The organism is Mesorhizobium escarrei (assembly GCF_935825525.1).
GTDB classification, from domain to species: domain Bacteria; phylum Pseudomonadota; class Alphaproteobacteria; order Rhizobiales; family Rhizobiaceae; genus Mesorhizobium; species Mesorhizobium escarrei.
Genome location: NZ_CAKXZT010000152.1, coordinates 120,348 through 142,547, shown reverse-complemented (window position 1 = coordinate 142,547; position 22,200 = coordinate 120,348). Strand labels below are relative to the sequence as shown.

At 61.9% G+C, this 22,200-nt stretch carries 18 protein-coding genes; all 18 read left to right on the top strand.

Features of this window, described 5'->3' with window-relative positions; genetic code table 11:
* Positions 1 to 238: 238 nt before the first annotated feature.
* The 18 genes from NMG80_RS27910 (at position 239) to NMG80_RS27825 (ending at position 21,600) form a co-directional block, all read left to right on the top strand.
* Entirely contained in the window at positions 239 to 541 is a 303-nt protein-coding gene (locus NMG80_RS27910; RefSeq protein ID WP_254021081.1) for a hypothetical protein, read from the top strand.
* Between the two features lie 346 nt (positions 542 to 887).
* Positions 888 to 1,640 carry a YfaZ family outer membrane protein gene (locus NMG80_RS27905; RefSeq protein ID WP_254021080.1) on the top strand — a complete coding sequence of 251 codons (753 nt, stop codon included), beginning with the start codon at positions 888 to 890 and terminating at the stop codon, positions 1,638 to 1,640.
* A gap of 79 nt (positions 1,641 to 1,719) precedes the next feature.
* Entirely contained in the window at positions 1,720 to 2,988 is a 1,269-nt protein-coding gene (locus NMG80_RS27900) for an alpha/beta hydrolase (protein WP_436798704.1), read from the top strand.
* A 201-nt stretch (positions 2,989 to 3,189) separates the two neighbouring features.
* Complete coding sequence (locus NMG80_RS27895; protein WP_254021079.1) at positions 3,190 to 5,265, top strand: mechanosensitive ion channel family protein; 2,076 nt, start codon at positions 3,190 to 3,192, stop codon at positions 5,263 to 5,265.
* 104 nt (positions 5,266 to 5,369) lie between these two features.
* Positions 5,370 to 5,864 (top strand): hypothetical protein, encoded by a 495-nt coding sequence (locus tag NMG80_RS27890; protein ID WP_254021078.1) that lies wholly within the window; start codon positions 5,370 to 5,372, stop codon positions 5,862 to 5,864.
* A gap of 3 nt (positions 5,865 to 5,867) precedes the next feature.
* The gene (locus tag NMG80_RS27885; RefSeq protein WP_254021077.1) at positions 5,868 to 7,100 is read left to right on the top strand and encodes an HlyD family secretion protein; all 1,233 of its coding nucleotides are present in this window, start codon (positions 5,868 to 5,870) and stop codon (positions 7,098 to 7,100) included.
* A gap of 625 nt (positions 7,101 to 7,725) precedes the next feature.
* Positions 7,726 to 9,363, top strand: a complete 1,638-nt coding sequence (locus tag NMG80_RS27880; RefSeq protein WP_254021076.1) for an arylsulfatase — start codon at positions 7,726 to 7,728, stop codon at positions 9,361 to 9,363.
* A 68-nt stretch (positions 9,364 to 9,431) separates the two neighbouring features.
* Positions 9,432 to 9,986 carry a hypothetical protein gene (locus NMG80_RS27875; RefSeq protein WP_254021075.1) on the top strand — a complete coding sequence of 185 codons (555 nt, stop codon included), beginning with the start codon at positions 9,432 to 9,434 and terminating at the stop codon, positions 9,984 to 9,986.
* A complete protein-coding gene (locus NMG80_RS27870) occupies positions 9,983 to 10,984 on the top strand; it encodes an HAD family hydrolase (RefSeq protein ID WP_254021074.1) in 1,002 nt (333 codons plus the stop codon). Before NMG80_RS27875 ends, NMG80_RS27870 begins: the two co-directional genes overlap by 4 nt.
* Before the next feature lie 50 nt (positions 10,985 to 11,034).
* On the top strand, positions 11,035 to 12,006 hold the full coding sequence (locus NMG80_RS27865; protein WP_254021073.1) for a formylglycine-generating enzyme family protein: 972 nt from the start codon (positions 11,035 to 11,037) through the stop codon (positions 12,004 to 12,006).
* A 366-nt stretch (positions 12,007 to 12,372) separates the two neighbouring features.
* Positions 12,373 to 14,283 (top strand): DUF3604 domain-containing protein, encoded by a 1,911-nt coding sequence (locus NMG80_RS27860; protein WP_254021072.1) that lies wholly within the window; start codon positions 12,373 to 12,375, stop codon positions 14,281 to 14,283.
* Between the two features lie 146 nt (positions 14,284 to 14,429).
* Positions 14,430 to 16,355 carry a DUF3604 domain-containing protein gene (locus NMG80_RS27855; RefSeq protein ID WP_254021154.1) on the top strand — a complete coding sequence of 642 codons (1,926 nt, stop codon included), beginning with the start codon at positions 14,430 to 14,432 and terminating at the stop codon, positions 16,353 to 16,355.
* A 103-nt stretch (positions 16,356 to 16,458) separates the two neighbouring features.
* Positions 16,459 to 17,124, top strand: coding sequence for a hypothetical protein (locus NMG80_RS27850; RefSeq protein WP_254021071.1), 666 nt, complete (start codon positions 16,459 to 16,461; stop codon positions 17,122 to 17,124).
* An 8-nt stretch (positions 17,125 to 17,132) separates the two neighbouring features.
* Positions 17,133 to 17,981, top strand: a complete 849-nt coding sequence (locus NMG80_RS27845; protein ID WP_254021070.1) for a peptidyl-prolyl cis-trans isomerase — start codon at positions 17,133 to 17,135, stop codon at positions 17,979 to 17,981.
* On the top strand, positions 17,978 to 18,994 hold the full coding sequence (locus NMG80_RS27840; RefSeq protein ID WP_254021069.1) for a HupE/UreJ family protein: 1,017 nt from the start codon (positions 17,978 to 17,980) through the stop codon (positions 18,992 to 18,994). The genes NMG80_RS27845 and NMG80_RS27840 overlap by 4 nt, the downstream gene beginning before the upstream one ends.
* A gap of 2 nt (positions 18,995 to 18,996) precedes the next feature.
* Complete coding sequence (locus NMG80_RS27835) at positions 18,997 to 19,188, top strand: hypothetical protein (RefSeq protein WP_436798698.1); 192 nt, start codon at positions 18,997 to 18,999, stop codon at positions 19,186 to 19,188.
* A gap of 52 nt (positions 19,189 to 19,240) precedes the next feature.
* Complete coding sequence (locus NMG80_RS27830) at positions 19,241 to 20,593, top strand: DUF3300 domain-containing protein (protein ID WP_254021068.1); 1,353 nt, start codon at positions 19,241 to 19,243, stop codon at positions 20,591 to 20,593.
* Between the two features lie 20 nt (positions 20,594 to 20,613).
* Entirely contained in the window at positions 20,614 to 21,600 is a 987-nt protein-coding gene (locus NMG80_RS27825; protein WP_254021067.1) for a DUF2950 domain-containing protein, read from the top strand.
* Positions 21,601 to 22,200: the final 600 nt, after the last annotated feature.

The window sequence follows — 22,200 nt, the reverse complement described above, 5'->3', positions numbered from 1 at the left end:
GTAGTCTGAACGGATAACGCTGGGATGACGGCGACGGTTCGCGCAATGCGCCGGCGGATCACAAGGGATCAACAGTTAGGCGGCTTCACCGGCAAGCGCAATTTGATTTGCGATTTTGCCCACCGAGCTCGCTATGGATGTTCAGAAATTACCCTGTCGCCCACGTAACTTACATTCCGCAGCCGCCTCCATGCGATAGGCTAGGGTGGTTTCGGGAAACACGAATTGCGCCATGAGGATGGACGACGAACCGGCTGATAGACGAAGAGCGGTCTCGGCGGCGGTGCGTCGGTTCCCGCAATTTGAATTGGCGATCCATCGGCTGATGGACCGAAGTGAGGGCTTTCAGGATATGTGCGAGGAACTTGCAGAAGCGGAGCTCGCACTCTCAAGGATCGACAAGGTGCCGCCGGCATTGCGCGAGTCTAGACGAGCCGAATGGCAGGAACTGGTGGATCGGTTGGTTGGGGAAGTCGGAGCCGTGCTGCACGACGCCGCCCGGAAACCGCATGTCATTCCTTGGCCGCCACGCCAGAACTGAGCGGAGGCTGGCTTGGAATTTCTGTCTGGCAATCGGCCTGTGTGCGGTTTAGGGCGGTGGCCCGACGGCTTCAGCTTCCGCACGGGAATACCCTGCCGTTCCCGAAGTAGGCCCCGGGCACTGTCGGTCCGTGACAGGCACGAACAAATGAACTGCTGTCGACATGAAAACGATCGGAATCCGATATCCATTAGCTGAGCAGCGCGAATACAGATATGTTGTCACTGCGGACGAAAGACGATCGCATCGGACATGAAGTAAAAGACGGAATACAGGGGACTTCGATATGGGAATCATCAGAACTCTCGTGTTGGCTTCGGCGGGAACATCGGCAGCGCTGTTTGCGGTGCCGGCGATCGCTGCGGACGCTGCGACGCAACTTCCTGAAGCCGCCCCCGTGCCTGCTGAAGCCGCACCGGCCTGGACCTTCACCGCAGAGCCCTATTTCTGGATGGCAGGAATGAAGGGCAGGGTCGGCGTCAGGGGCCTGTCACCGGTAGATATCGACGTCGATTTCAGCCAGATCTTCGACCACATCGATTGGTCTCCCCCGCCGGTCATGCTTGCCGGTGAGGCGCGCAATGGCCGCTACGCTCTTTTCACTGACTTCATATACCTGGGACTCGAGGCCGATGGCACGTCGCGCGGCCCGTTGGCGCTTTTTTCGGCCGAAGCGAACATGAACACGGTGGTGTGGACCTTCGGCGGCTCCTATCGGGTCGTCGACAATGGCACCGCGACCTTGGACGTTCTGGCCGGCGGACGGCTTTGGTACGTCGATGCGGATCTGACCGTTACTGGCCCTCTCGCCGTAAGAAAGGCCAGCGGCAGCAAGACCTGGGTCGACCCCATTATTGGCGTGGCCGGCGATGTTGCTCTCGGTAACGGATTCGGACTCCATGGCGAGGCGGACATCGGTGGCTTCGGCCTTGGCGCCGACATCGATTGGCAAGTGCAGGGCACGCTTCAATACCGGTACAGTGATTCGGTCACGCTGGAAGCGGGCTATCGCTACCTTGCCGTAGACTACGACGACGATCGATTTGTGTTTGACATAGCCATGCAGGGACCAATCATCGGCGCCAGATTTCGGTTCTGATTGGATCTGAGCCTGGGATGACTTCGAACGGGAGAAGAGTTTGGGAAACTGTTTCGTGAGCCCGTCCAAAGTCAGGCGTATCAGCAACATCTTGTTGGCGTCGGCGTTGGTTGGCCTACTGGCGGGGTGCGCGTCCCGTCCGACGAATGTGCTGCTGCCCGTGGCCGATACCTCGCCTTCCTCCAGCAAGGTTGAGATGCTGGTCGCAACGACACGCAGTCGTTCCTCCAATCCGGCACAAATGTATACGGGCGAGCGCGGACTGGCCCCCTCGTTCGCGGAAATTACGGTGTCGATCCCTCCGCCATCGGTCCGCAAGGTTGGAGAGGTCGCATGGCCCAAGAAGCTGCCATCAAACCCGGCGACTGATTTCGCAGTCGTGCAGGCCCAGGAATTGACGCTCCAGACAGCGAAGGGGTGGCTTAGCGCCTCTGTCAGGAAGAGCCCGGATCACAGCGTCCTCGTCTTTATTCACGGATTCAACAATCGCTTTGAAGACGCGGTCTATCGCTTTGCGCAGATCGCAAAGGACACGGACACGCAGAGCGTCCCGATCCTGGTCACATGGCCCTCCCGAGGCAGTGCGCTGGCGTATGGCTACGATCGTGAAAGCACCAACTACACGCGAAATGCGCTTGAACTGCTGTTCCAATATCTTGCACGCGATCCCCAGATAAAGGAAGTTTCGATCCTCGCTCATTCGATGGGCAACTGGCTTGCGTTGGAAGGCTTGCGACAGATGGCCATCCGCAATGGCGGCCTTCCGGCGAAGTTCAAAAACGTGATGCTGGCCGCGCCTGACGTCGATGTCGACGTGTTTCGTACGCAGATTGCCGACATGGGCAAACAGCACCCGCAGTTCACCCTCTTTGTCTCGCAGGACGATCGCGCGCTCAAAGTTTCGCGACGGGTCTGGGGCGATATCCCCCGGCTCGGATCGATTGATCCGGAACAAGCTCCATACAAGGAAGAACTCGCCAGCAACAATATAACCGTCATCGATCTGACGAAAATCAAATCCGGAGATCGTTTGCATCACGGCAAGTTCGCGTCGTCACCGCAGATCGTGCAACTGATCGGGGCGCGTATGGCCGGCGGCCAGACCTTGACCGACAACAGGATAGGCCTCGGCGACACGATCATTCACGCAACGACCGGTGCGGCGGCAGCGGCGGGCAGCGCGGCAGGGCTGGTGATTGCGGCGCCTGTTGCAGCCGTCGATCAAAACAGCAGAGAAAATTTGGGCAATCACATCGGCGCCTTGACGGGTTCCCAGACCAGCCAGAAATCGAGTGCCGGCAAGGAATGCGTTGGCTCCGCTGCGTCCACAAAAGATTGCAAGAAGTAGTCCTTGGTTGGCCTGCGCGGAGTTGGCGAAGTGGATCTTCAAGTTTAGCAAGTTGCTGTATTTATGCACCTTATCGTTTGACGAGAACATCCTTGCTGACGTCTCCCCGGAGACGTAGCATGCAGCCAGCACAGTTGCCCTTAAAAGGGGAGGAGCCGCTATGTGCGGAAGCAGCTGCGGCATTCAAAACTCGGGTGACTTATGAAGAACATGCTGCGCCTTGGGTTCTTGCCGGCTGTCGTCGTGCTCTTGCTGGCGCTCTTGCCGGGAACTTCGCTCGCTCAACAGCCGTCCCCCGACGTTCCGCCCGAAAAGGCGAAGCAGTTCCTCGAGCTTTTGTCCGATCCGGACCTAAAGGCATGGCTCGAGGGAAAGGTTCCAGCGGCCACGGACGAGCCCGGCCTGTCCATTTCCGAGGACATCTTGAGCCTGGAGGCGGGTATTCGTGCCCGTATCGGTGCGCTCGGCGCCGCGATCCCGCGCCTGCCGGAAGAACTGTCGCGCGCCGCCGAAATTGTCTCGCGTGACGTGAATTCCGGCAGGCCAGGGCTGGTTATGGGCATCCTCGCGGTCTTGATCGCGGTCGGATTCGGAGCCGAGTGGGCAGTCCGACGAGCGCTCGCCAGGACGAGGAGCGCGGTTGCTCAGGAAGACGCCGGACAAGCGATCCTCTTCGAGACTGTCGCCCTGCTGACTTTTGCGCTCGCCAGCGCCGGTTCATTCCTGGCATTCGGATGGCCACCCTTGCTGCGCAGGATCATTCTGACCCTGCTTCTTGCGTTCATCGCGTTCCGTGTCGTTCGCGCGGCAGCCCGATTGCTGTTTGCGTTCGGCGGTGCGACGAGCGACCCCTCGGACAGGCCGACTCCGCTTTTCGAAAGCGAGGCTTCGACCCGTTTCTGGCGTTGGCGAGTCAGCCTTGTAGCCGGGTTCCTGTTTTTCGGCTGGGCGATCGCCAGCCTCATGCCTGGCCTGGGCTTCTCTCGAGAGGCTGCAGGGCTCGCCGCCTTCCTGTTCGGGCTTGGCATTCTGGCAACCGCAATCGACGTCGTCTGGCAACGGCCCGACGGGCGAGGCTCTCTGGTCAAGCAATCGTTTCTCACCTTGTTCCTGATCGTGCTCTGGGTGGCTTGGGTCGCCGGCCTGCTCGGCGTCCTGTGGCTTGGGATTTTCGCCCTGGTGCTGCCGACAGCCTTGCGCGGCGTCGGCGCCGCGGCACAGGGCTTCGCCGGCAGGTCGAAGCGCAGCGGCGCGATGGGCGTCGTACTCAACGTGCTCATTGTCAGGGGCGCCAGGGCGGCGGTCATTGCCGCGGCGGTCGCATGGCTCGCCCATATCTGGCGGATCAGGGCCGCGAGCCTCGCCGGCAGCGAAACCGGCGGCTTCCTGATAACCGGACTGCTCAACGGCATCATCATTTTGCTGATCGCCGACCTGCTTTGGCAACTGTCGAAGGCTTTGATCGAATATCGGATGAACCTCGCGCCGGCGGATGGGAACAGCGCCGACCAGCTGGCCCGCAGCGGCCGGCTGCGCACGCTGTTGCCGATATTCCGCAACGCCCTTGCCGTGTTCATAGCCGCGGTCACCGTGCTAACGATCCTCGCGGGGCTCGGCGTGCAGATACTCCCGCTGATTGCAGGCGCCGGCATCTTCGGCATCGCCATCGGCTTCGGCTCGCAGACCCTGGTCAAGGACGTGCTGAGCGGCGTGTTCTACATGATGGACGACGCCTTCCGGGTCGGTGAATACATCCAGAGCGGCAGCTACAAAGGCACGGTCGAATCCTTCAGCCTGCGTTCGGTGCGTCTGCGTCATCATCGCGGCCCCATCTATACCGTCCCGTTCGGTGAGCTCGGGGCGGTCCAGAACATGAGCAGGGATTGGGTGATCGACAAGATAATGGTCAGCGTTACCTACGATTCCGACGTGAATCTTGCGCGCAAGCTCATCAAGAAGATCGGCCAGGAGCTGGCGGCAGACCCGGAATTTGCGGCCGACACGATCGAGCCGCTCAAGATGCAGGGCATCGACAATTTTGGGGAATACGCGATCGTTCTGAGGATGAAATTGACGACGAAGCCCGGGACCCAATTCGGCATCAAGCGGCGCGCATTCATGATGATCAAGGCGGCATTCGCGGAAAACGGTATCAAGATCGCGGTCCCCACCGTTCACGTCGAGAGTGGCGGGGAGACCGCGGCCGCTGCACACCAGGCCCACGAGGCCTTGAAAAAGAGCAACGCCCCTTTGGAGGTGGTGGGGGGCACGCCGTAGCGCAGGGCGATATTGTCAGCTGACAGCGTCGACCGAGGGGTTAGATTGGATTATACTTCCTGGGCTGTCGAGAGCGCCGCAATCCGGCGCGGAGGGGTTGGGCGATGGAAGAGATACATCCCGTTGCGGTGAAGCATCTGCCGCCGTTCATTACGCCTCCCGGTCAGACTGACATTCTGTTCGTCGTGATGATGGTCTTCCTGATCGGCATCGTCCTTATCATCGGCAACCTCTACCTGCGCCTCCATGCGCTTCCCGAGCAAGTGGCGCATCGAACCCACAAGGTGCAGATGGACATTGTGGCGATCCTGGCGGTGATTTCGCTCTTTACCCACAACCACCTGTACTGGATCGCGGCCCTGCTTCTCGCCTTCGTTCAGTTACCGGACTTCTCGACGCCGATCTCTTCAATGGCCAAATCCCTCGAGAAGCTCGCCCATGGCGGCGACCGCCGCAGGGAAGAACTGACGGTGGTCCCGGAGGCGGCAATGGCCCAGTCCCTCGAAATGCCCATCCACGACGCCCGCCGCAGCGAGGAGACAATAAAGGTGGTTCCGGGGACACCTCCCTTGACCGACAAGCTGGAAGCGCGGAGCTGAGCGATGTTGGAATTGCTGCTATGCTCCATGCTCACCATCTTCCCGGACTATCTTTTTCGCCGCTACGTCCAGGATAAACGGATCGGCCGGGAGATCACCTTCTACTCGGTGTGGTTCGAGCTCCGGTGGGGGATCACCGCTTGCCTGATCCTCACCGTCTCCCTCATCACGCTCATCTTCTACTTCCATCCCGCCACGACGGCTGTCACGGCCGTATTCCGGACCGTCACCATTCTCCCAGAGACCGGTGGCCGCGTCGCCGAGGTCTTTGTGGGCTTGAACGACAAGGTCGAGGCCGGCCAGCCGCTGTTCCGCCTCGACAGCTCGCAGCAGGAAGCGGTCCACGAGTCGGCTCGCCGAACCATCGCCGAAGTCGATGCTGCGACCGAAGTGGCACGGAGCGAACTGGCGGTGGCGGACGGGCAGATCCGGCAGGCCGAGAGCGCCCATCGTAACGCGCTGGCGGAGCTCGAGACCAAAACCGAACTCCGGCGCCGCAACCCGAATACCGTCCCCTTGCGGGAACTCGAGCGGCTGCGGGACGTTGCGGAAGGTCAGCAGGGTGCGGCTGAAGCCGCGCTGGCGAACAAGCAGGCGCTGCAGGCCAAGATCGCTTCGCTGTTGCCGGCGCAGAAGGCAAGCGCCGAGGCGGCACTCGCCCAGGCACAAGTCGAAATCGACAAGACACTCGTTCGGGCCGGCGTTACCGGAACGGTTCAGCAGTTCACGCTCAGGCCCGGCGACGTGGTCAATCCGATGCTGCGGCCCGCCGGCATCCTGGTCCCCGCCGAGGCGGGCCGACTGGCGCTCGTCGCCGGTTTCGGGCAGATCGAGGCTCAGGTGATCAAGACCGGCATGATTGCCGAGGTCATATGCATCGGCAAACCCTTCACCATTATCCCGATGGTGGTGACCCAGGTCCAGGACGCGATCGCGTCCGGTCAGTTCCGGCCCACCGACCAACTGATCGACGTGACACAGACGGCCCGGCCCGGAACCATCACCGCATTCCTGGAGCCCCTCTACGCCGGCGGGCTCGAAGGCGTCCCGCCGGGCGGCAGTTGCATTGCCAACGCATACACGAACAACCATGACGAACTCGAGTCGGACGACCTGGGTACCCCGCGATGGCTGTTTCTGCACATGGTAGACACGCTCGGAATCGTGCACGCCGCGATCCTGCGGGCTCAGGCGCTGCTGCTTCCGGTGCAGACCCTGGTCTTGACGGGCCACTGACGCGGAGGGACGCATGCAAGGGCTAGCCAGGTCTCATGGCCAATGGTGGTCGCGCCATGCTGACGGTGGTGAGGACATCGAGATCTCGGGCGGACGGAACACCGCTAGACAGGATGGCCCCCGAAGAAAGCTGTGGCCACTGATGTAACGGGGGTGTTGGCAGGACACTCCTGTCGGGTCGCCCGGATGAACACGCTATCCATCGAGACACGATCTCCGCCGTGGCAACGGCGGACATGACACGGACCGCTCATGTGAAATCGCCTGGCTCGAAAAAAACGTGCCGAATTCGGTGAAGAACACGCAGCGAGTGGTCTCGTTGCGGTTGCCCGTGGGCAGAACGAAGAGTTCTTCCCTGGCCCATCGAGGAAAAGCCGGACTCACCTCAAGGACGACTCTTGCGCTGGCCGAGCGGATTTCTGCCCGTAGGTTACCGTTAATTACCTTCCGCCCCGAGCGGCAATGGGCAAAGCTATAAAGGACGATTTTTGCCGAAGGCATGGCTGAAGCGTCCTGCGACCAGTTTTCGTCTCGTCGATAGAACGCGGAGCATGCCAGGGAACCGAAAACTCGGGTCATCCTCGGCTCATCCTGGAAAAGCGGTGCAATCAAAGGAGGACGTCAGATGAGTGGCAAGCAAGCGAATCCAGACCGACAACCGAACCGGCGTGACATTTTGCTGACCGGAGGATCTGTGCTCGCCATTTCGGCTGTCGCATCCGGAATAGCCACGAGCGCGAAAGCTCAAGCAGCCGGCGCAAAACCCAACATCCTCGTCATTTTCGGCGATGACGTCGGCTATTGGAACCTCAGCGCCTACAACCGGGGCATGATGGGCTATCGCACGCCGAACATCGATCGGATCGCCAAAGAGGGGGCGATCTTGACCGACCACTACGCCCAGCAGTCCTGCACAGCCGGGCGCGCCGCATTCATCACCGGCCAATCCTGCTTCCGCACCGGCCTGCTCAAGGTTGGCCTGCCCGGTGCCAAGGAAGGGCTGTCGGAGAAGGACCCGACGCTCGCCGAACTGCTCAAGCCGCAGGGCTATGTTACCGGGCAATTCGGCAAGAATCACCTCGGCGACCGCAACGAGTTCTTGCCTACCGTTCACGGCTTCGATGAATTCTTCGGCAATCTCTATCACCTCAATGCAGAGGACGAGCCAGAGCATCCCGACTACCCGAAGAACCCCGAGTTCAAGGCCAGGTTTGGTCCACGCGGCGTGATGAAGTGCAAGGCCAGCGAAACAGACGATCCGACGGAGGATCCGCGCTTCGGGCGGGTGGGCAAACAAGAGATCGAGGACACCGGCCCGCTGACAAAGAAGCGCATGGAAACCGTAGACGAAGAGTTCCTCGGCAGCGCGCTCAATTTCATCGACCGCTCGAACGCTGACGGGAAGCCGTTCTTCTGCTGGTTCAACACCACCCGCACACACATCTATACCTTTCTCAAGGCGGCCTCGAAGGGCAAGACCGGCTTGGGCATCTATGCGGACGCCATGGTGGAGATGGACGGCATGGTCGGCCAGCTTCTGGGCAAGCTCGATGACCTCGGCATCGCCGACAACACCATCGTCCTTTGGACGACCGACAACGGCGCGGAGGTTTTCTCGTGGCCGGACGGCGGCACCACGCCCTTCAAAGGCGAGAAGAACACAAACTGGGAAGGTGGCTACCGGGTGCCGTGCATGATGCGCTGGCCGGGCGTCATCAAGCCGGGAACGGAGATCAACCATATAACGTCGCACGAAGATTTCGTGCCGACCCTCGTCGCCGCCGCAGGCGAACCAGACGTGACGGCTAAGCTGTTGAAGGGATACGATGCTGCCGGCAAGAGCTTCAAAGTGCATCTGGATGGCTACGACCAACGCGACGTGTTGGCCGGCGAAGGCGAAGGCAAGCGCCACGAATACTTCTACTGGACCGATGACGGCAACCTCGCCGGCTTGCGTTACGAACGCTGGAAGATGGTCTTCCTCGAGCAGCGCGAGGAGGGGCTTGCCGTATGGGAGAACCCGCTGATTCCGCTGCGGTTCCCCAAGCTCTTCGACATCAAGGGTGACCCGTTCGAACGGGCGCAGACGGACGCCGGGGAATACGCCAGATGGCGTGTCGAGCACGCCTTCGCGCTCGTGCCGGCGCAGGCTTATGTCGCCAAACACCTCCAGACCTATGTCGAGTTCCCGCCGCGGCAGAGGCCCGGCAGCTTCGCGCTCGACCAGGTCCTGGCAAAACTGCAGGAGGGTGGCAGAAACTGATCCTTCGCTCTGAATAGGCCGCGCTCGCTACTATCGGCAGGCCTCCAAGCCAACTCGGAAGCAGATCAATGGCAGTCGCGAACAACAATCCTTCGACCGAGACCATTGCTCAGCGGGCAAAGCACGAGCTGCGCGAGTACGCGCTCCTGTCCTTGTATCTATTCGTCTGCTTTGGTGCGCTCATTCTCTACAAGGCAGCGATCCTTGGCGAGGAGGGCATCAGCTATCTGCCATCGGGGCTGGCGGCCGTCAAGGCACTGATCCTGGCGAAGTTCATAATGCTCGGGCAGATGATCCGATTGGGCGACCGGCGTCGAAGCAGGTTGGTCTACGTCATAGCCTACAAGGCCCTGTTATACCTGATCCTGCTTCTCGTCCTCTCGGTCGTCGAGGAAGTCGTCGTCGGGCTGGTTCACGGGCGAACGATCGCCGCTTCGCTCGCTGAATTCGGCGGCGACAAGCTGCCGCAAACACTCGCGACAAGCCTGATCATGCTGCTGATACTGATCCCCTACCTGGCATCCAGGGAACTGAACGTCGCACTCGGGAAAGGCAGGCTTTGGACGCTGCTGTTCGAAGGCCGTCCCGCTCAAATTACAGAAAGCAAAGGTGTCAAGCCATGACCGTTCTCGCCCGCACCGCCAGACGCTATTTGCTGCCCCTTTTTCTGTTGATGGCGATTGCGCCTTCCGCGCAAGGCGCGGAAGTACTCGCGTCGTGGAACGAAGGCGAGGCGAAGCAATCCATCGTGCGGTTCGTCGAAACCGTGAGCAAGGAAGGGTCGGCGGATTTCGTGCCTGTCCCCGAACGCATCGCGGTGTTCGATAATGACGGGACGCTGTGGGGCGAACAGCCTATGTATTTTCAGCTTCTGTTTGCGCTCGACCGGGTCAAGGCGCTCGCTCCCCAACATCCCGAATGGAACACGCAGGAGCCCTTTGCCTCGCTGGTGAAGGGCGATGTGAAAGCGGCGCTATCCGGCGGAGAACACGCGATCCTGGAGATCGTGATGGCCGCGCATTCGGGCATGACCACCGACGAGTTCGAACAGATCGTCCGCGACTGGTTTGCGAGTGCCAAGCATCCGAAGACAGGCAAACCCTACACGGAGATGATCTACCAGCCGATGCTGGAGCTGCTGGACTATTTGCGCGCCAACGGTTTCAAGACATTCATAGCCTCGGGCGGCGGCATCGAGTTCGTGCGAGTATTCAGCGAGAAGGTTTACGGCATTCCCCCCGAGCAGGTGATCGGCAGCAGCGGCAAAATGAAATTCGAGTTGAAAGGGGACCAGATGGTTCTCAACAAGCTGCCGGAAGTTGATTTCATTGACGACAAGGCGGGCAAGCCGGTGGCCATCCAAAAGCATATTGGGCGGCGGCCCATCGCGGCGTTCGGCAATTCCGACGGCGATCTGCAGATGCTGCAATGGACCTGCGCCGGACCAGGCCCGCGCTTCTGCCTCTACGTCCATCATACAGACGCAGAGCGCGAATGGGCCTACGACCGGCAGTCAAGCATCGGCCGTCTGGACAAGGGTCTCGACGCCGCAGCCGATTCTGGTTGGACGGTTGTCGACATGAAGAAGGATTGGAACCGGGTGTTCGCGTCCGAGCCCTGATCCCTATCGCGGCCTGAAGCGGTGCATTTGAGAGGAAGCGACACGAAGCCATGACAAGACTTGCCGACGCCGAACCAACGTCTGCGGGCCCTGGGCTCGCACACCACGACCAGATGGTGTCGATTCCCGGCGGTACATTCCTCATGGGATCGGACAAGCACTATCCCGAAGAAGCCCCGGCGCATAGCGTGACAGTAGGCGGCTTCTGGATGGACGCCTGCACCGTCACCAACCGCGAGTTCGCTCGCTTCGTCGACGCTACTGGTTACGTCACCTCGGCCGAACGTCCCGTAAATCCCGACGATTATCCTGGAGCGAAGCCGGACATGCTGGCGCCATCGTCGGTGGTGTTCAGCAAGGCCAAACAGCGTGTCGATCTTCGCGATCATTACAATTGGTGGGTCTACGTCCGTGGCGCCAATTGGCGCCATCCGCGCGGGCCGGCGAGGTCGATCAAGCGGCTGGCCGACCATCCGGTCGTGCATGTGAACTTTGACGATGCCGAAGCCTACGCATCGTGGGCGGGCAAGGAATTGCCCACCGAGGCCGAGTGGGAATTCGCGGCGCGTGGCGGGCTCGACGCGGCCGAATTTGTCTGGGGCGATGAAATGGCGCCCGATGGCCGACACATGGCCAATATTTGGCAAGGCGAGTTCCCATGGCAGAATCTCTGCGAGGACGGCTACGAGGGGACGTCACCCGTCGCCTCCTTTGCCGCCAACGGCTACGGCCTCTACGACATGGCTGGCAATGTCTGGCAGTGGACCACGGACTGGTACCAGGAACACGGCAAGATCGACAGCCCGTGCTGCACGGTTGACAACCCCCGCGGTGCCAAACGGGACGACAGCCTCGATCCACGGCAGCCGCAGATCAGAATCCCGCGCAAGGTGATGAAAGGCGGATCGCATCTTTGCGCGCCCAACTATTGCCGGCGCTACCGCCCGGCCGCGCGGATGGCGCAGCCGATCGACACGTCGACGTGCCATCTGGGGTTCCGCTGCATTGCACGCAGAACGTGACCTACGAATGGGGGTGTCGTCAAAGCGATGTCCCATCTTCGGCTTCGCGCTTTGCGCGAGACGCCGTGGGCGTGACGGCGCCTTGGCAGCGCGAAATATGCCGAGTTCTTTCTGAACTCCCTGAGCAAAGCCGGGCTCAGCCTCGGAAGCTGACGATCCACCTCGGAATAGCTCCGTAGCATACAGTTAATTACCTCCCAACCCAGAGGCTTGTGTGCAACTTTCCCTAACGTCCACGCTGTGGGGATCGGGATGCACAGCATGCTGAATCGGGAGGAACACATGGGCTATCTGTTGCCGAGCCGACTGGCTGCTTCGACGATTTGGACGCGGAGATTCCGGCGAAACCTATTCTGCAGTGTGGCAATGACAACCGCACTTGCCGTCTCGCCGGCGGCAGCGCAGCAGACGAATACCGATGCTGGCACCCTCGACTCCTCGACCGTCGCTCCTGGCAAGGCGCCGGGGTATTCGCCCTATGCAGGCCGCAACTTCCCCAGCCGCGTGTTCTGGGGCGACACGCACCTACACACCAGCGCGTCGCTGGACGCCGGCGCCTTCGGCACCCGGCTCGGCTTCGAGGACGCCTACCGCTTCGCCCGCGGCGAGGAACTGACCGCTTCCGGCGGCGAACAGGTGAAGCTGTCGCGTCCGCTCGATTTCCTCGTCATCTCGGACCATTCCGACAATATGGGTTTCTTTCCGGCGCTCTTTGCCGGCAAGCCCGAAATGCTCGCAGACCCAACCGGCCGGCGCTGGTACGATCTTGTGCAAAAAGGCGGCCAAGACGGCGTTACCGCTGCCCTCGAGATCATTGACAGCTTCTCACGCGGCAAATTTCCAAAGGCGCTCGAATTCCTGCCGGGCTCCGAAGGTTTTCAATCTACCTGGGATCAGATCATCGCTGCGGCGGAAAAATACAACGAGCCCGGACGTTTCAGCGCCTTCATCGGCTATGAATGGACCTCGCAAGTTCCGCCTGGCAACAATCTTCATCGTGTCGTGATCTATCGCGACGGCGGCGACAAGGCGGCGCAGACCCTTCCGTTTACGACCTATCCCCCGCTCGGCAGCACGACCCCGGAAGATCTGTGGAAGCATCTCCAGGCGTACGAGGACAAGACCGGTGGGCGGATTCTGGCGATAGCGCACAACGGCAATCTATCGAACGGCTGGATGTTCCCGACGGAGACCAATCCGGCCACCGGCCAACCGCTGTCGGCGGACTATGCGGAGAAACGCGCGCACTGGGAGCCGCTTTACGAGGCGACGCAGATCAAGGGCGACGGCGAGGCGCATCCCTATCTCTCGCCGACCGACGAACTCGCCGGCTACGAGCTCTGGGACAAGGGCAACCTCAACCTGAGCGAGGTGAAGAAGCCCGAGATGCTGGTGAGCGAGTACGCCCGCAGCGCGCTGCAGACCGGCCTTCAGCTCGAGGCGAAGCTCGGGACGAACCCCTACAAGTTCGGCATGATCGGATCGACCGACAGCCACACTTCGCTCGCCACCGGCGAGGACGACAACTTCTTCGGCAAGCACACCGGCTCGGAACCCAGCCCCGATCGCGCGCATCACGAGTTCATGCGCAATGGCGATGTGTTCCTGATGGGTTGGCAGCAGGTTGCCTCCGGCTATGCTGGTGTATGGGCGACCGAGAATACGCGCGAGGCGATCTGGGACGCCATGCGCCGCAAGGAAGTTTACGCGACTACCGGCCCGCGAATGCTTGTCCGCTTCTTCGGCGGCTGGGACTTTACCGATGCGGATGCGCAATCGCGCAGCCCAGCCTTCGCAGGCTACGCCAAGGGCGTGCCCATGGGCGGCGATCTCAGTGCGGCGCCGACCGGCAAGTCCCCCACCTTCCTGGTCGCGGCGCTCAAGGATCCGCTTGGCGGCAATCTCGACCGCATCCAGATCGTCAAGGGCTGGATCGACGTCGCCGGCGCGCGCCAGGAGAAGGTTTACGACATTGTCTGGTCCGACAACCGGGCGCCGGGAGCCGACGGCAAGCTGCCGGCGGTCGGCAATACGGTCGACGTGGCGACGGCCACCTGGACCAACACGATCGGCGCTTCCGAACTGATCAAGACATGGACCGACCCGGAATTCGATCCCGCGCTGCGCGCGGTCTACTACGCACGGGTTCTCGAAATCCCGACGCCGCGCTGGACTGCTTATGACGCTGTACGCTTCGGCGTAAAGATGTCCGCCGACGTGCCGATGTTCGGGCAGGAGCGCGCTTACACTTCGCCGATCTGGTACACGCCGGGTTGAGCGGCTGCCCATGAAGCTGCTTCGCGAACCGCTTGCTGCATTTCCTCGTCATCGGCGCGGAAACTGAAGCACTGGAGACGGCACGAGGATAGTTCACAGCCGCGTCAAGTAGGTTGGATCGAGTACAGGGGTACAGGGATATGAATATGCACAGAACCCACTATTCCATCTTCCTTACAGCGCTGCTCTGCGCCGCGCCGGCGCTCGCCCAGAACAGCGACATCGGAACTATTACGCCCGAGCGTCTGGAAGGGGTGCTGCAAATGCGCCCTTATTCGCCCTATGCGAACCGCAACTTCCCCGACCGCCCTCTTTTTGGCGACACGCACCTGCACACCGCGATCTCGTTCGACGCCGGCATGCTCGGCACGACGCTGATGCCGGCCGATGCGTACCGCTTTGCCAAGGGCGAGCAGTTGATCGCCTCCAGCGGGCAACCGGTCCGGCTGAGCCGGCCTCTCGACTTCCTCGTCGTCACCGATCACTCCGACAATTTCGGCCTGGCCTCGGACATAGTCTCGGGCGCTCCCAACGTGCTCGCCGTGCCGGAAGGGCAGCGCTGGTACGATATGATCATGGAGGGCAAAGGCATGGAAGCCGCGACGGAAGCGTACATGGCCACCGCCCAATCGAGACTCCCTGCGGCGCTCAACTACGCACCGGGCACTCGACCCTACCGCACGGCGTGGGAGCAGACGATCAAGGCGGCCGACGATGCGAACGAACCGGGCCGCTTCACCGCCTTCATCGGTTACGAATGGTCGTCGAATCCCGGCGGCAATCTCCACCGCAACGTGATCTTCCGCAACGACGGCGCCTTGGCGCGCCAGGTCGAGCCGCTGACGACGATTCCACCGATGGGCACGTCCGATCCGCGTGGCCTCTGGGACTGGATGCAGACCTACGAGAGCAAAACCGGAGGGGATGTGCTGGCGATCGCGCACAACGGCAATCTCTCGAACGGGTTGATGTTCCCGATCATAGAACCCGTCGATGGCAAGCCGATCGACCGCGCGTATGCCGAGACGCGGGCGCGATGGGAACCGCTCTTCGAGGTGACGCAAATCAAGGGCACCAGCGAGGCGCACCCGTTCCTTTCGCCGACCGACGAGTTCGCCGACTATGAGCTCTGGGACAAGGGCAATCTCGATCTGACCGTCGCCAAGACAAACGACATGCTCGAATACGAATACGCGCGCGCGGCGTTGAAAAATGGGCTCAAACTCGAAGCGACACTCGGCATTAGCCCCTACAAAATCGGCATGGTCGGATCGACCGACGCGCATACGGGTCTCGCGGCCGTCGAGGAGAACAACTACTTCGGCAAGATCACGCCGGAGGAACCCAGCCCCCATCGCCTGACCAACGTCTTCCAGAAAGGGGCGGCGGGCTCGTTTACGGGCTGGGAGCTCTCATCCTCAGGATATGCCGCCGTCTGGGCGACCGAGAACACGCGCGAGGCTATCTTCGATGCGATGGAGCGGCGAGAGACGTATGCCACGACGGGCACGCGCATGGTCGTGCGGTTTTTCGGCGGCTGGGACTTTGGGGCGGCCGACGCGACGTCTCGCACGCCGGCCGAGGCCGGCTATACGCGCGGCGTGCCGATGGGCGGCACTCTCAGCACGGCGCCCAAGGGCGTCTCGCCGCGCTTCCTCGTCGCAGCCCTGCGCGACTCGATCGGCGCCAACCTTGATCGCATCCAGATCGTCAAGGGGTGGCTCGACAAGGACGGGAACCTGCAGGAGCAGGTCTACGACGTCGCCTGGTCGGACAACCGCGCACTCGGGCAAGACGGCAAGCTGCCGCCAGTCGGCAACACCGTCGACGTGCCGAACGCCGGCTGGACAAACACGATCGGCTCGTCCGAGTTGATCACGGTCTGGCAGGACCCGAACTTCGATGCCGCCGAGCGCGCCTTCTACTACGCCCGCGTCATCGAGATCCCGACGCCGCGCTGGACCGCGTACGACGCGAAGTATTTCGAGTTAAAGGATGTTCCTGCGGATGTCCCTATGACGACCCAGGAACGCGGCTTCACCTCGCCGATCTGGTACACGCCGGAAGGATGATCGTGGAGGCCACGCCATGCGGAAAAATGCTCCAGCAAGCACGTTCCCCCGCCACAGATGGCGGTGCCGGGCGCTCGCGGCGGCGGCTCTTCTGGCCGCGGCCGTGGCGCCGCCTTCGGCTCTAGCCTGCGGCTACGAGAACCCCAACGATCTTGCCCTCGGCCTGTTGAACTGGGTTTTTCCGAAATCGCTCTATGTGCGAACCGCCGTCTGGCAGGCTGAGCAGGCCGGCATACTGCCGCCGCGCCCCCGCGAATCCAGAAAAACGGATCTGTTCGGGAGCGGATTCCGCCTGGCCGCCGAGAGCATGAACGGGCTCGGCGCGCGAATCAACGCCGCTTACGCGACCGGCAGGGGGCCGAGCTTCTCAGTCCTGCTGATACCCGCCGTGATGTGGACAACGTATACCCCTACGAAGGGTGGTTATTCCGTCCAAGTCCACGCCGATGGCCCGGCAAAGGGCGACATTGTCATCGTGACCGACGAAAAGGTCGTCCGCGGGCTTGTCGATGGATCCTTCGACGCCGCCGCTGCCGAGAGCCACGGATTGGTTCGATTCTACGGTCCGACTGACCGTCAGGACCAGGTCCGAGCGGCACTTGCCGCCCTGGCAAATGCGTTAAGCCGGCCCGGTGATCACGGCATGCCGGCGCCGCGGGCAGAGGAATCCGAGCCGCTCTACTGTGGACCGGGCGACCACGACGTGTCGATTCTGCAGGCGGGGGAACCCGCCCGGCTGTACTCGTTGCCTTCGGTCAAGCAAAAATGAGGAGTGCCATGATGCTGCTACGCGAGCCGCTGCTGCATTTCCTCGTCATTGGCGCGGCCCTATTTGGGGTGTACCAATGGGCTGCCGGTGACGAGACGGCTCCTGGCGAAATCGTCGTCAGCGCCGGCCAGATCGCCAGCATGCAAGCGATTTTCAGCCGCACCTGGCAACGAGAGCCGACCGCAGCGGAAACGGATGCCCTGGTCAAGGACTACATCCGCGATGAGGTCTTCTACCGTGAGGCGATCGCGATGGGCCTCGACCAGGACGATGCCATCATCCGTCGCCGCATGCGCCAGAAGATGGAATTCGTCGCCGACCTGACACTTGACGTCGCGCCGACCGACGCCGAGCTGAAGGCCTTCGTTGCCGAGCATCCGGACTGGTTCCGTGCCGAGCCGCATATTTCATTCAGCCACATCTACTTCCGGACAGGCACGAGCGCCCCGGACGTGGAGCGCCTGCGCGAGGCCCTGAATACCGGGACCGCCGATGCATCGGAAGTCGGCGACCCATTCATGGCAGGCTTCGATTTCCGGGACCTCGCAAAATCGGACGTGGAGCGAACATTTGGCGAGAGCTTCGCGGCATCGATCGACCGCTCGGCCACCGGGGCCTGGGAAGGCCCGCTGACCTCGGCCTACGGCGTGCACCTGGTTCGCGTCAGCGAACGTATCGAAGCGCGTCAGCGCCCATTCGAGGAGGTTCGCGAGGCAGCGCGGCGGGAATGGCTTCACACCCGCAAGGTGGCAGCCAATGACTTGCTCTACGAGAAGTTGAAGTCGCGATACGTCATCACGGTCGCGGACGGGACGGAGCAGGCCGACGGGCAGGAGCTTGCTGAGGCCGCGCCATGACCCGCCTGCTGGCTGCCGCCTGGCTGCTGCTGACCATCGTCGCCGGGCAGGCATGGGCGCATGACCTCCGCCCTGCCTATCTCGCGATCACCGAGAGTGCACCGGATAGCTACTCCGTCCTCTGGAAAGCGCCGGCGATGGGCGGGCTGCGGCTGGCCCTCGACCCCAGACTGCCGGAGGATGTGGCCGAGACGACGCCACGTGAAGGCGTTTTCCTGAACGACGCTTACGTCGAGCGATGGACGATCCATGCGCCTGCGGGACTCGCTGGCCAGACGATCGCAATCAACGGTCTCCGTGAGAGCCGAACCGACGTGCTCGTGCGCATCGAGAGGCTAAGCGGCGAAACCAGCACCACTCGTCTTACGCCGGCCAGCCCCGCCTTCGAGGTTCCGGCGTCGGCCGGACCGGCTCTGGTGGCGGCTGCTTATCTCTGGCTGGGCGTCGAGCACATCCTGAGCGGTATCGACCATTTGCTGTTCGTCCTGGCGCTGCTCATTCTCGTGCGCGGCTGGAAGCGTATCGCCCTTACTGTCACCGCTTTCACAGTCGCGCACAGCATCACGCTGGCGGCGGCCGCACTCGGCTTCGTCCACGTACCGGGCCCGCCGGTCGAGGCGGCGATCGCGCTCAGCATCGCGCTCGTCGCGGTGGAGATCGTCAATTCGACACGGGGTCGACAAAGCCTGACTGCCCGGCTTCCATGGCTCGTCGCCTTTGCCTTCGGCCTGCTGCACGGGTTCGGTTTTGCCGGCGCGCTGAGCGAGGTCGGCCTGCCCGGTCACTCCATCCCCGTCGCGCTGCTGTTCTTCAATCTCGGGGTGGAACTCGGGCAGCTCCTTTTCATCACGGTCGCCATGGGTTCGTTCGCGGCCTTTAGCCGGCTGTGGCTGGCATTCGTCAACCCCAAGGCGACCTGGTCCGGCGCTTGGCCGCGGCTGGTGGGCGCGTACTGCATCGGCGGCGTCGCTTCGTTCTGGCTCGTCGAGCGGGTCAGCGGGTTTGGGGTATGAGCGTGGATGGATCGGTCGAGCTCTATTTCGGCCCACAGCCGTCGGCGGGTGCAAACAGCAATTTGGTGCTCACCAAGATTGGCGAGCAGCCGGTCAGTTTTATCGCAGGCGTCCGCTACTGGGCCGAAAGTCCCGACAGCGGCCCCGATGGGTTTGGATTCGGCGGCGTGATGACGTTCTTATTTCCAAAATAGCGGCCCGGCACAAAGGCCTGCCGAGACAGAGACAGACAGGGAGGATCAAAGCATGACGAGCAATGATATGTTGAAGATCGGCGCGGCGGCGCTGGCGCTGCTGCTTGCCGGGTTTGGTTCGGCGCACCCTGTCCTTGGGCAAGAACAGGTCGCGGCGGCTGACGCATCCGGCGATGCGGCGGCCTCGCCGGAGCCGTTGAGCGCCGACGAGATGGAGGTCCTGGTTGCGCGGATTGCGCTCTATCCGGACGAGCTGATCGCGGTGATCACGGCGGCTGCGCTTTATCCGCTGCAGATCGTCGAGGCGGGGCGCTTCCTCGAGCGGTACGAGAAGGACAAGAGTTTGAAGCCGAAGGAGAGCTGGGACGGGTCGGTGGTGTCGCTGCTCAACTATCCGGACATCGTCAAGATGATGAGCGACGACCTCGAATGGACGCAGACGCTCGGCGATGCCATCGCCTACCAGCAGAAGGACGTGCTGGTTGCCATCCAGCAGTTGCGCGACGAGGCGGTTGCCAAGGGCGTGATCAAGACCGACGACAAGATCCAGGTGGTCAAGGAGAACGACAATTTTGTCATCAAGTCGGCGAGCCCCGAAGTGATCTACGTCCCGCAATATCCGCCGCAGATGTTTTATGAGCCCAACTATGTGTGGGAGCCGATCCGCTATTATCCCGACCCCTATCCCTATTACTGGTATCCCGGAGCGACCTTCTTCGCCGGGGCGGTGACCGGCGCCATCTGGGCCGCCGCCGTCGACTGGAACGACTGGGGCGTGTGGGGAGGCCGCTGGAACGGCAACGACATCAACATCGATTGCAACAACTGCTTCAACAACCGCGACTTCAACGGCAAGATCAACATCAACGACGTCGACTGGAAGAATGTCGATCGCAGCAAGATCAACATCGATCGCAACCAATTCAACAAGTTCGACCAGAACAACATCAAGAACCGGATCGAAAAGGACGGCGACAACGCCATCCGCGACCGCGCCCGCGACATCAAGAAGAACGACAAGCTCGCCAACAGGGTTCCGGGCAAGACGGCTGCAACGAGAGACGTCCGCAAGAGCACGCTGGACGGGCTGAAGGCCAAGCCCGCCAACGTGACCCGTCCCGCCAAGCCCGCCAACATCCAGAAACCTGCGGCCAAGAAACCTACGGCCAAGCCTACCGCCAATCGCCCGGCGGCGAAGCCGGCCAAGGTGAACCGCCCGGCTGGCAAGCCGAAACCCGCAGCCAGGGTCGACAACCGGCCGAAGAAACCGTCGGGCCTCGGCAACGTCGATCGCGGAAAGGTGACGAGGGTGAGTTCCAACCGCGGCCACCAATCGATGGGCGGCGGCAGCCGAGGTGGCGGCCACAAGCAGATCAAGCGCGGCGGCGGCGGACGCCGGCGTTAACGGAACGGGAGGACAGGATCATGACACAGATGTTCAGCACCACCCGTCACACGGGAGTTTTGCATACGATCCTTCTCCGCTCTGTCTGCGCCCTGGTGCTTGCAGCCAGCATCGCCGTCTCGCAGCCGGCATCCGCGCAGGACGCGCCGCAAGCGCCGGAGATCACCGCCTTCGTGGCCGCTGCCGAGCCGCCCGTCTTCGACACGCAGGAAGCGGCTGTCGAGGCGTTCAAGAAGGCGCTGAACGATGCCGGCAACGGTGCGGTTGCGGCCCTTCTCGGCCTTGATGCGGAGAAGCTGAAGGCCGACGAGAACGCGGATGAGACGCTGGCGGCGATCAAGGAGGGTGTGGCCAAGCAGCTTGTCCTCGATGGCGAGGGCGACCGCCGCATACTGCAGATCGGCGACAAGTTGTGGCCGCTGCCTTTTCCGATCGTCAAGGGCGAGGATGGCAAGTGGGCTTTCGACACCTATGCCGGGCTCGAAGAGATCGTGAACCGGTATGTTGGCGAGAACGAGCTCACCGCGATCGAAACGATGCGCGCCTATGTCGATGCGCAGGAGGACTATGCGTCGCAGGATCGCGACGAGGATGGTGTGGAGGAGTTCGCGCAGAAACTGATAAGCTCGGAAGGTGCTACCGACGGGCTCTACTGGCCAACCGACGACATCAACGGTGAGAGCCCGGCTGGCGCCAATATCGATCAAGCCGAACTTCAGGAAGCGGCCAAGGGCGAAGGCTATTTCGGCTACAAGTACAAGATCCTGACCGGCCAGGGCGACCATATCGCCGGAGGCGCCTACGACTACGTCATCAACGGCAGCATGATCGCCGGCTTCGGCCTCATCGCCTGGCCCGCCAAATATGGCGAGACAGGCGTAAAAACCTTCGCCGTCAACCAGCACGGCGTCGTCTACGAGGCTGATCTCGGGCCAACCACCGAGCAGATCGTCAAATACATCGACCGCTTCAACCCGGACGAAACCTGGCAGGTCGTGGCCGACTGAGGGAAAATCGTTCGGATGTTCGCCACGGCCCAAGTGATGGGAACGTTATGTCCTCGCCGAATCTCAGGCCAGCGGCTTGCGCCAATGCTTGGAGCGCTCGCTTGAGGTCTTCCTGACCGATGTTGTTGCTAATCCACCAGCCGGACGCAGTCCGCATGAGAGCAGAGCGTGGGGGATCGCGCGTCACCGCTATTGGCAACGCGTTTCCGGATCGTCTTATCGCAAAGCCCCTTGGGCTAATAGCCTGTACTTTTCGAAGATCGCCAGCTTCTGCGGATAGGTGATCCGTACCCTGGCGTTGCACCCGTCGCATCTGAAGTGCGCGATCGTTTTCAGCGCAGAGCCCTTCCTTACCGCCGGATGCGAGCAATCCGGACAATCGAATGTGAGCGCAACATCAGACAAGTCTTGGGCTAAACCCATTTCCATCTCCTTCGCAAGCGCTGTGGCTACACTCTGTCGGGGCTCAAGGGGGCAATGCAGATGCCAATCCGGCTGCGCCAACGCGGCACTAGAACAATTCGCCTCGGAACGCCGCCAGGCTAGTGCGCCTCCTCTGCGCCCTTTGAAAGACGAAGAGACCTAACTTCATCCAGCAGT

Excerpts from the sequence above, each read along its gene's own strand:
- NMG80_RS27865 (WP_254021073.1), top strand. The coding sequence starts at position 11,035 with ATGACAAGACTTGCCGACGCCGAACCAACGTCTGCGGGCCCTGGGCTC.
- NMG80_RS27910 (WP_254021081.1), top strand. The coding sequence starts at position 239 with ATGGACGACGAACCGGCTGATAGACGAAGAGCGGTCTCGGCGGCGGTG.
- NMG80_RS27885 (WP_254021077.1), top strand. The coding sequence starts at position 5,868 with ATGTTGGAATTGCTGCTATGCTCCATGCTCACCATCTTCCCGGACTAT.
- NMG80_RS27830 (WP_254021068.1), top strand. The coding sequence starts at position 19,241 with ATGACGAGCAATGATATGTTGAAGATCGGCGCGGCGGCGCTGGCGCTG.
- NMG80_RS27875 (WP_254021075.1), top strand. The coding sequence starts at position 9,432 with ATGGCAGTCGCGAACAACAATCCTTCGACCGAGACCATTGCTCAGCGG.
- NMG80_RS27890 (WP_254021078.1), top strand. The coding sequence starts at position 5,370 with ATGGAAGAGATACATCCCGTTGCGGTGAAGCATCTGCCGCCGTTCATT.
- NMG80_RS27880 (WP_254021076.1), top strand. The coding sequence starts at position 7,726 with ATGAGTGGCAAGCAAGCGAATCCAGACCGACAACCGAACCGGCGTGAC.
- NMG80_RS27860 (WP_254021072.1), top strand. The coding sequence starts at position 12,373 with ATGACAACCGCACTTGCCGTCTCGCCGGCGGCAGCGCAGCAGACGAAT.
- NMG80_RS27840 (WP_254021069.1), top strand. The coding sequence starts at position 17,978 with ATGACCCGCCTGCTGGCTGCCGCCTGGCTGCTGCTGACCATCGTCGCC.
- NMG80_RS27825 (WP_254021067.1), top strand. The coding sequence starts at position 20,614 with ATGACACAGATGTTCAGCACCACCCGTCACACGGGAGTTTTGCATACG.
- NMG80_RS27845 (WP_254021070.1), top strand. The coding sequence starts at position 17,133 with ATGATGCTGCTACGCGAGCCGCTGCTGCATTTCCTCGTCATTGGCGCG.
- NMG80_RS27870 (WP_254021074.1), top strand. The coding sequence starts at position 9,983 with ATGACCGTTCTCGCCCGCACCGCCAGACGCTATTTGCTGCCCCTTTTT.
- NMG80_RS27895 (WP_254021079.1), top strand. The coding sequence starts at position 3,190 with ATGAAGAACATGCTGCGCCTTGGGTTCTTGCCGGCTGTCGTCGTGCTC.
- NMG80_RS27855 (WP_254021154.1), top strand. The coding sequence starts at position 14,430 with ATGCACAGAACCCACTATTCCATCTTCCTTACAGCGCTGCTCTGCGCC.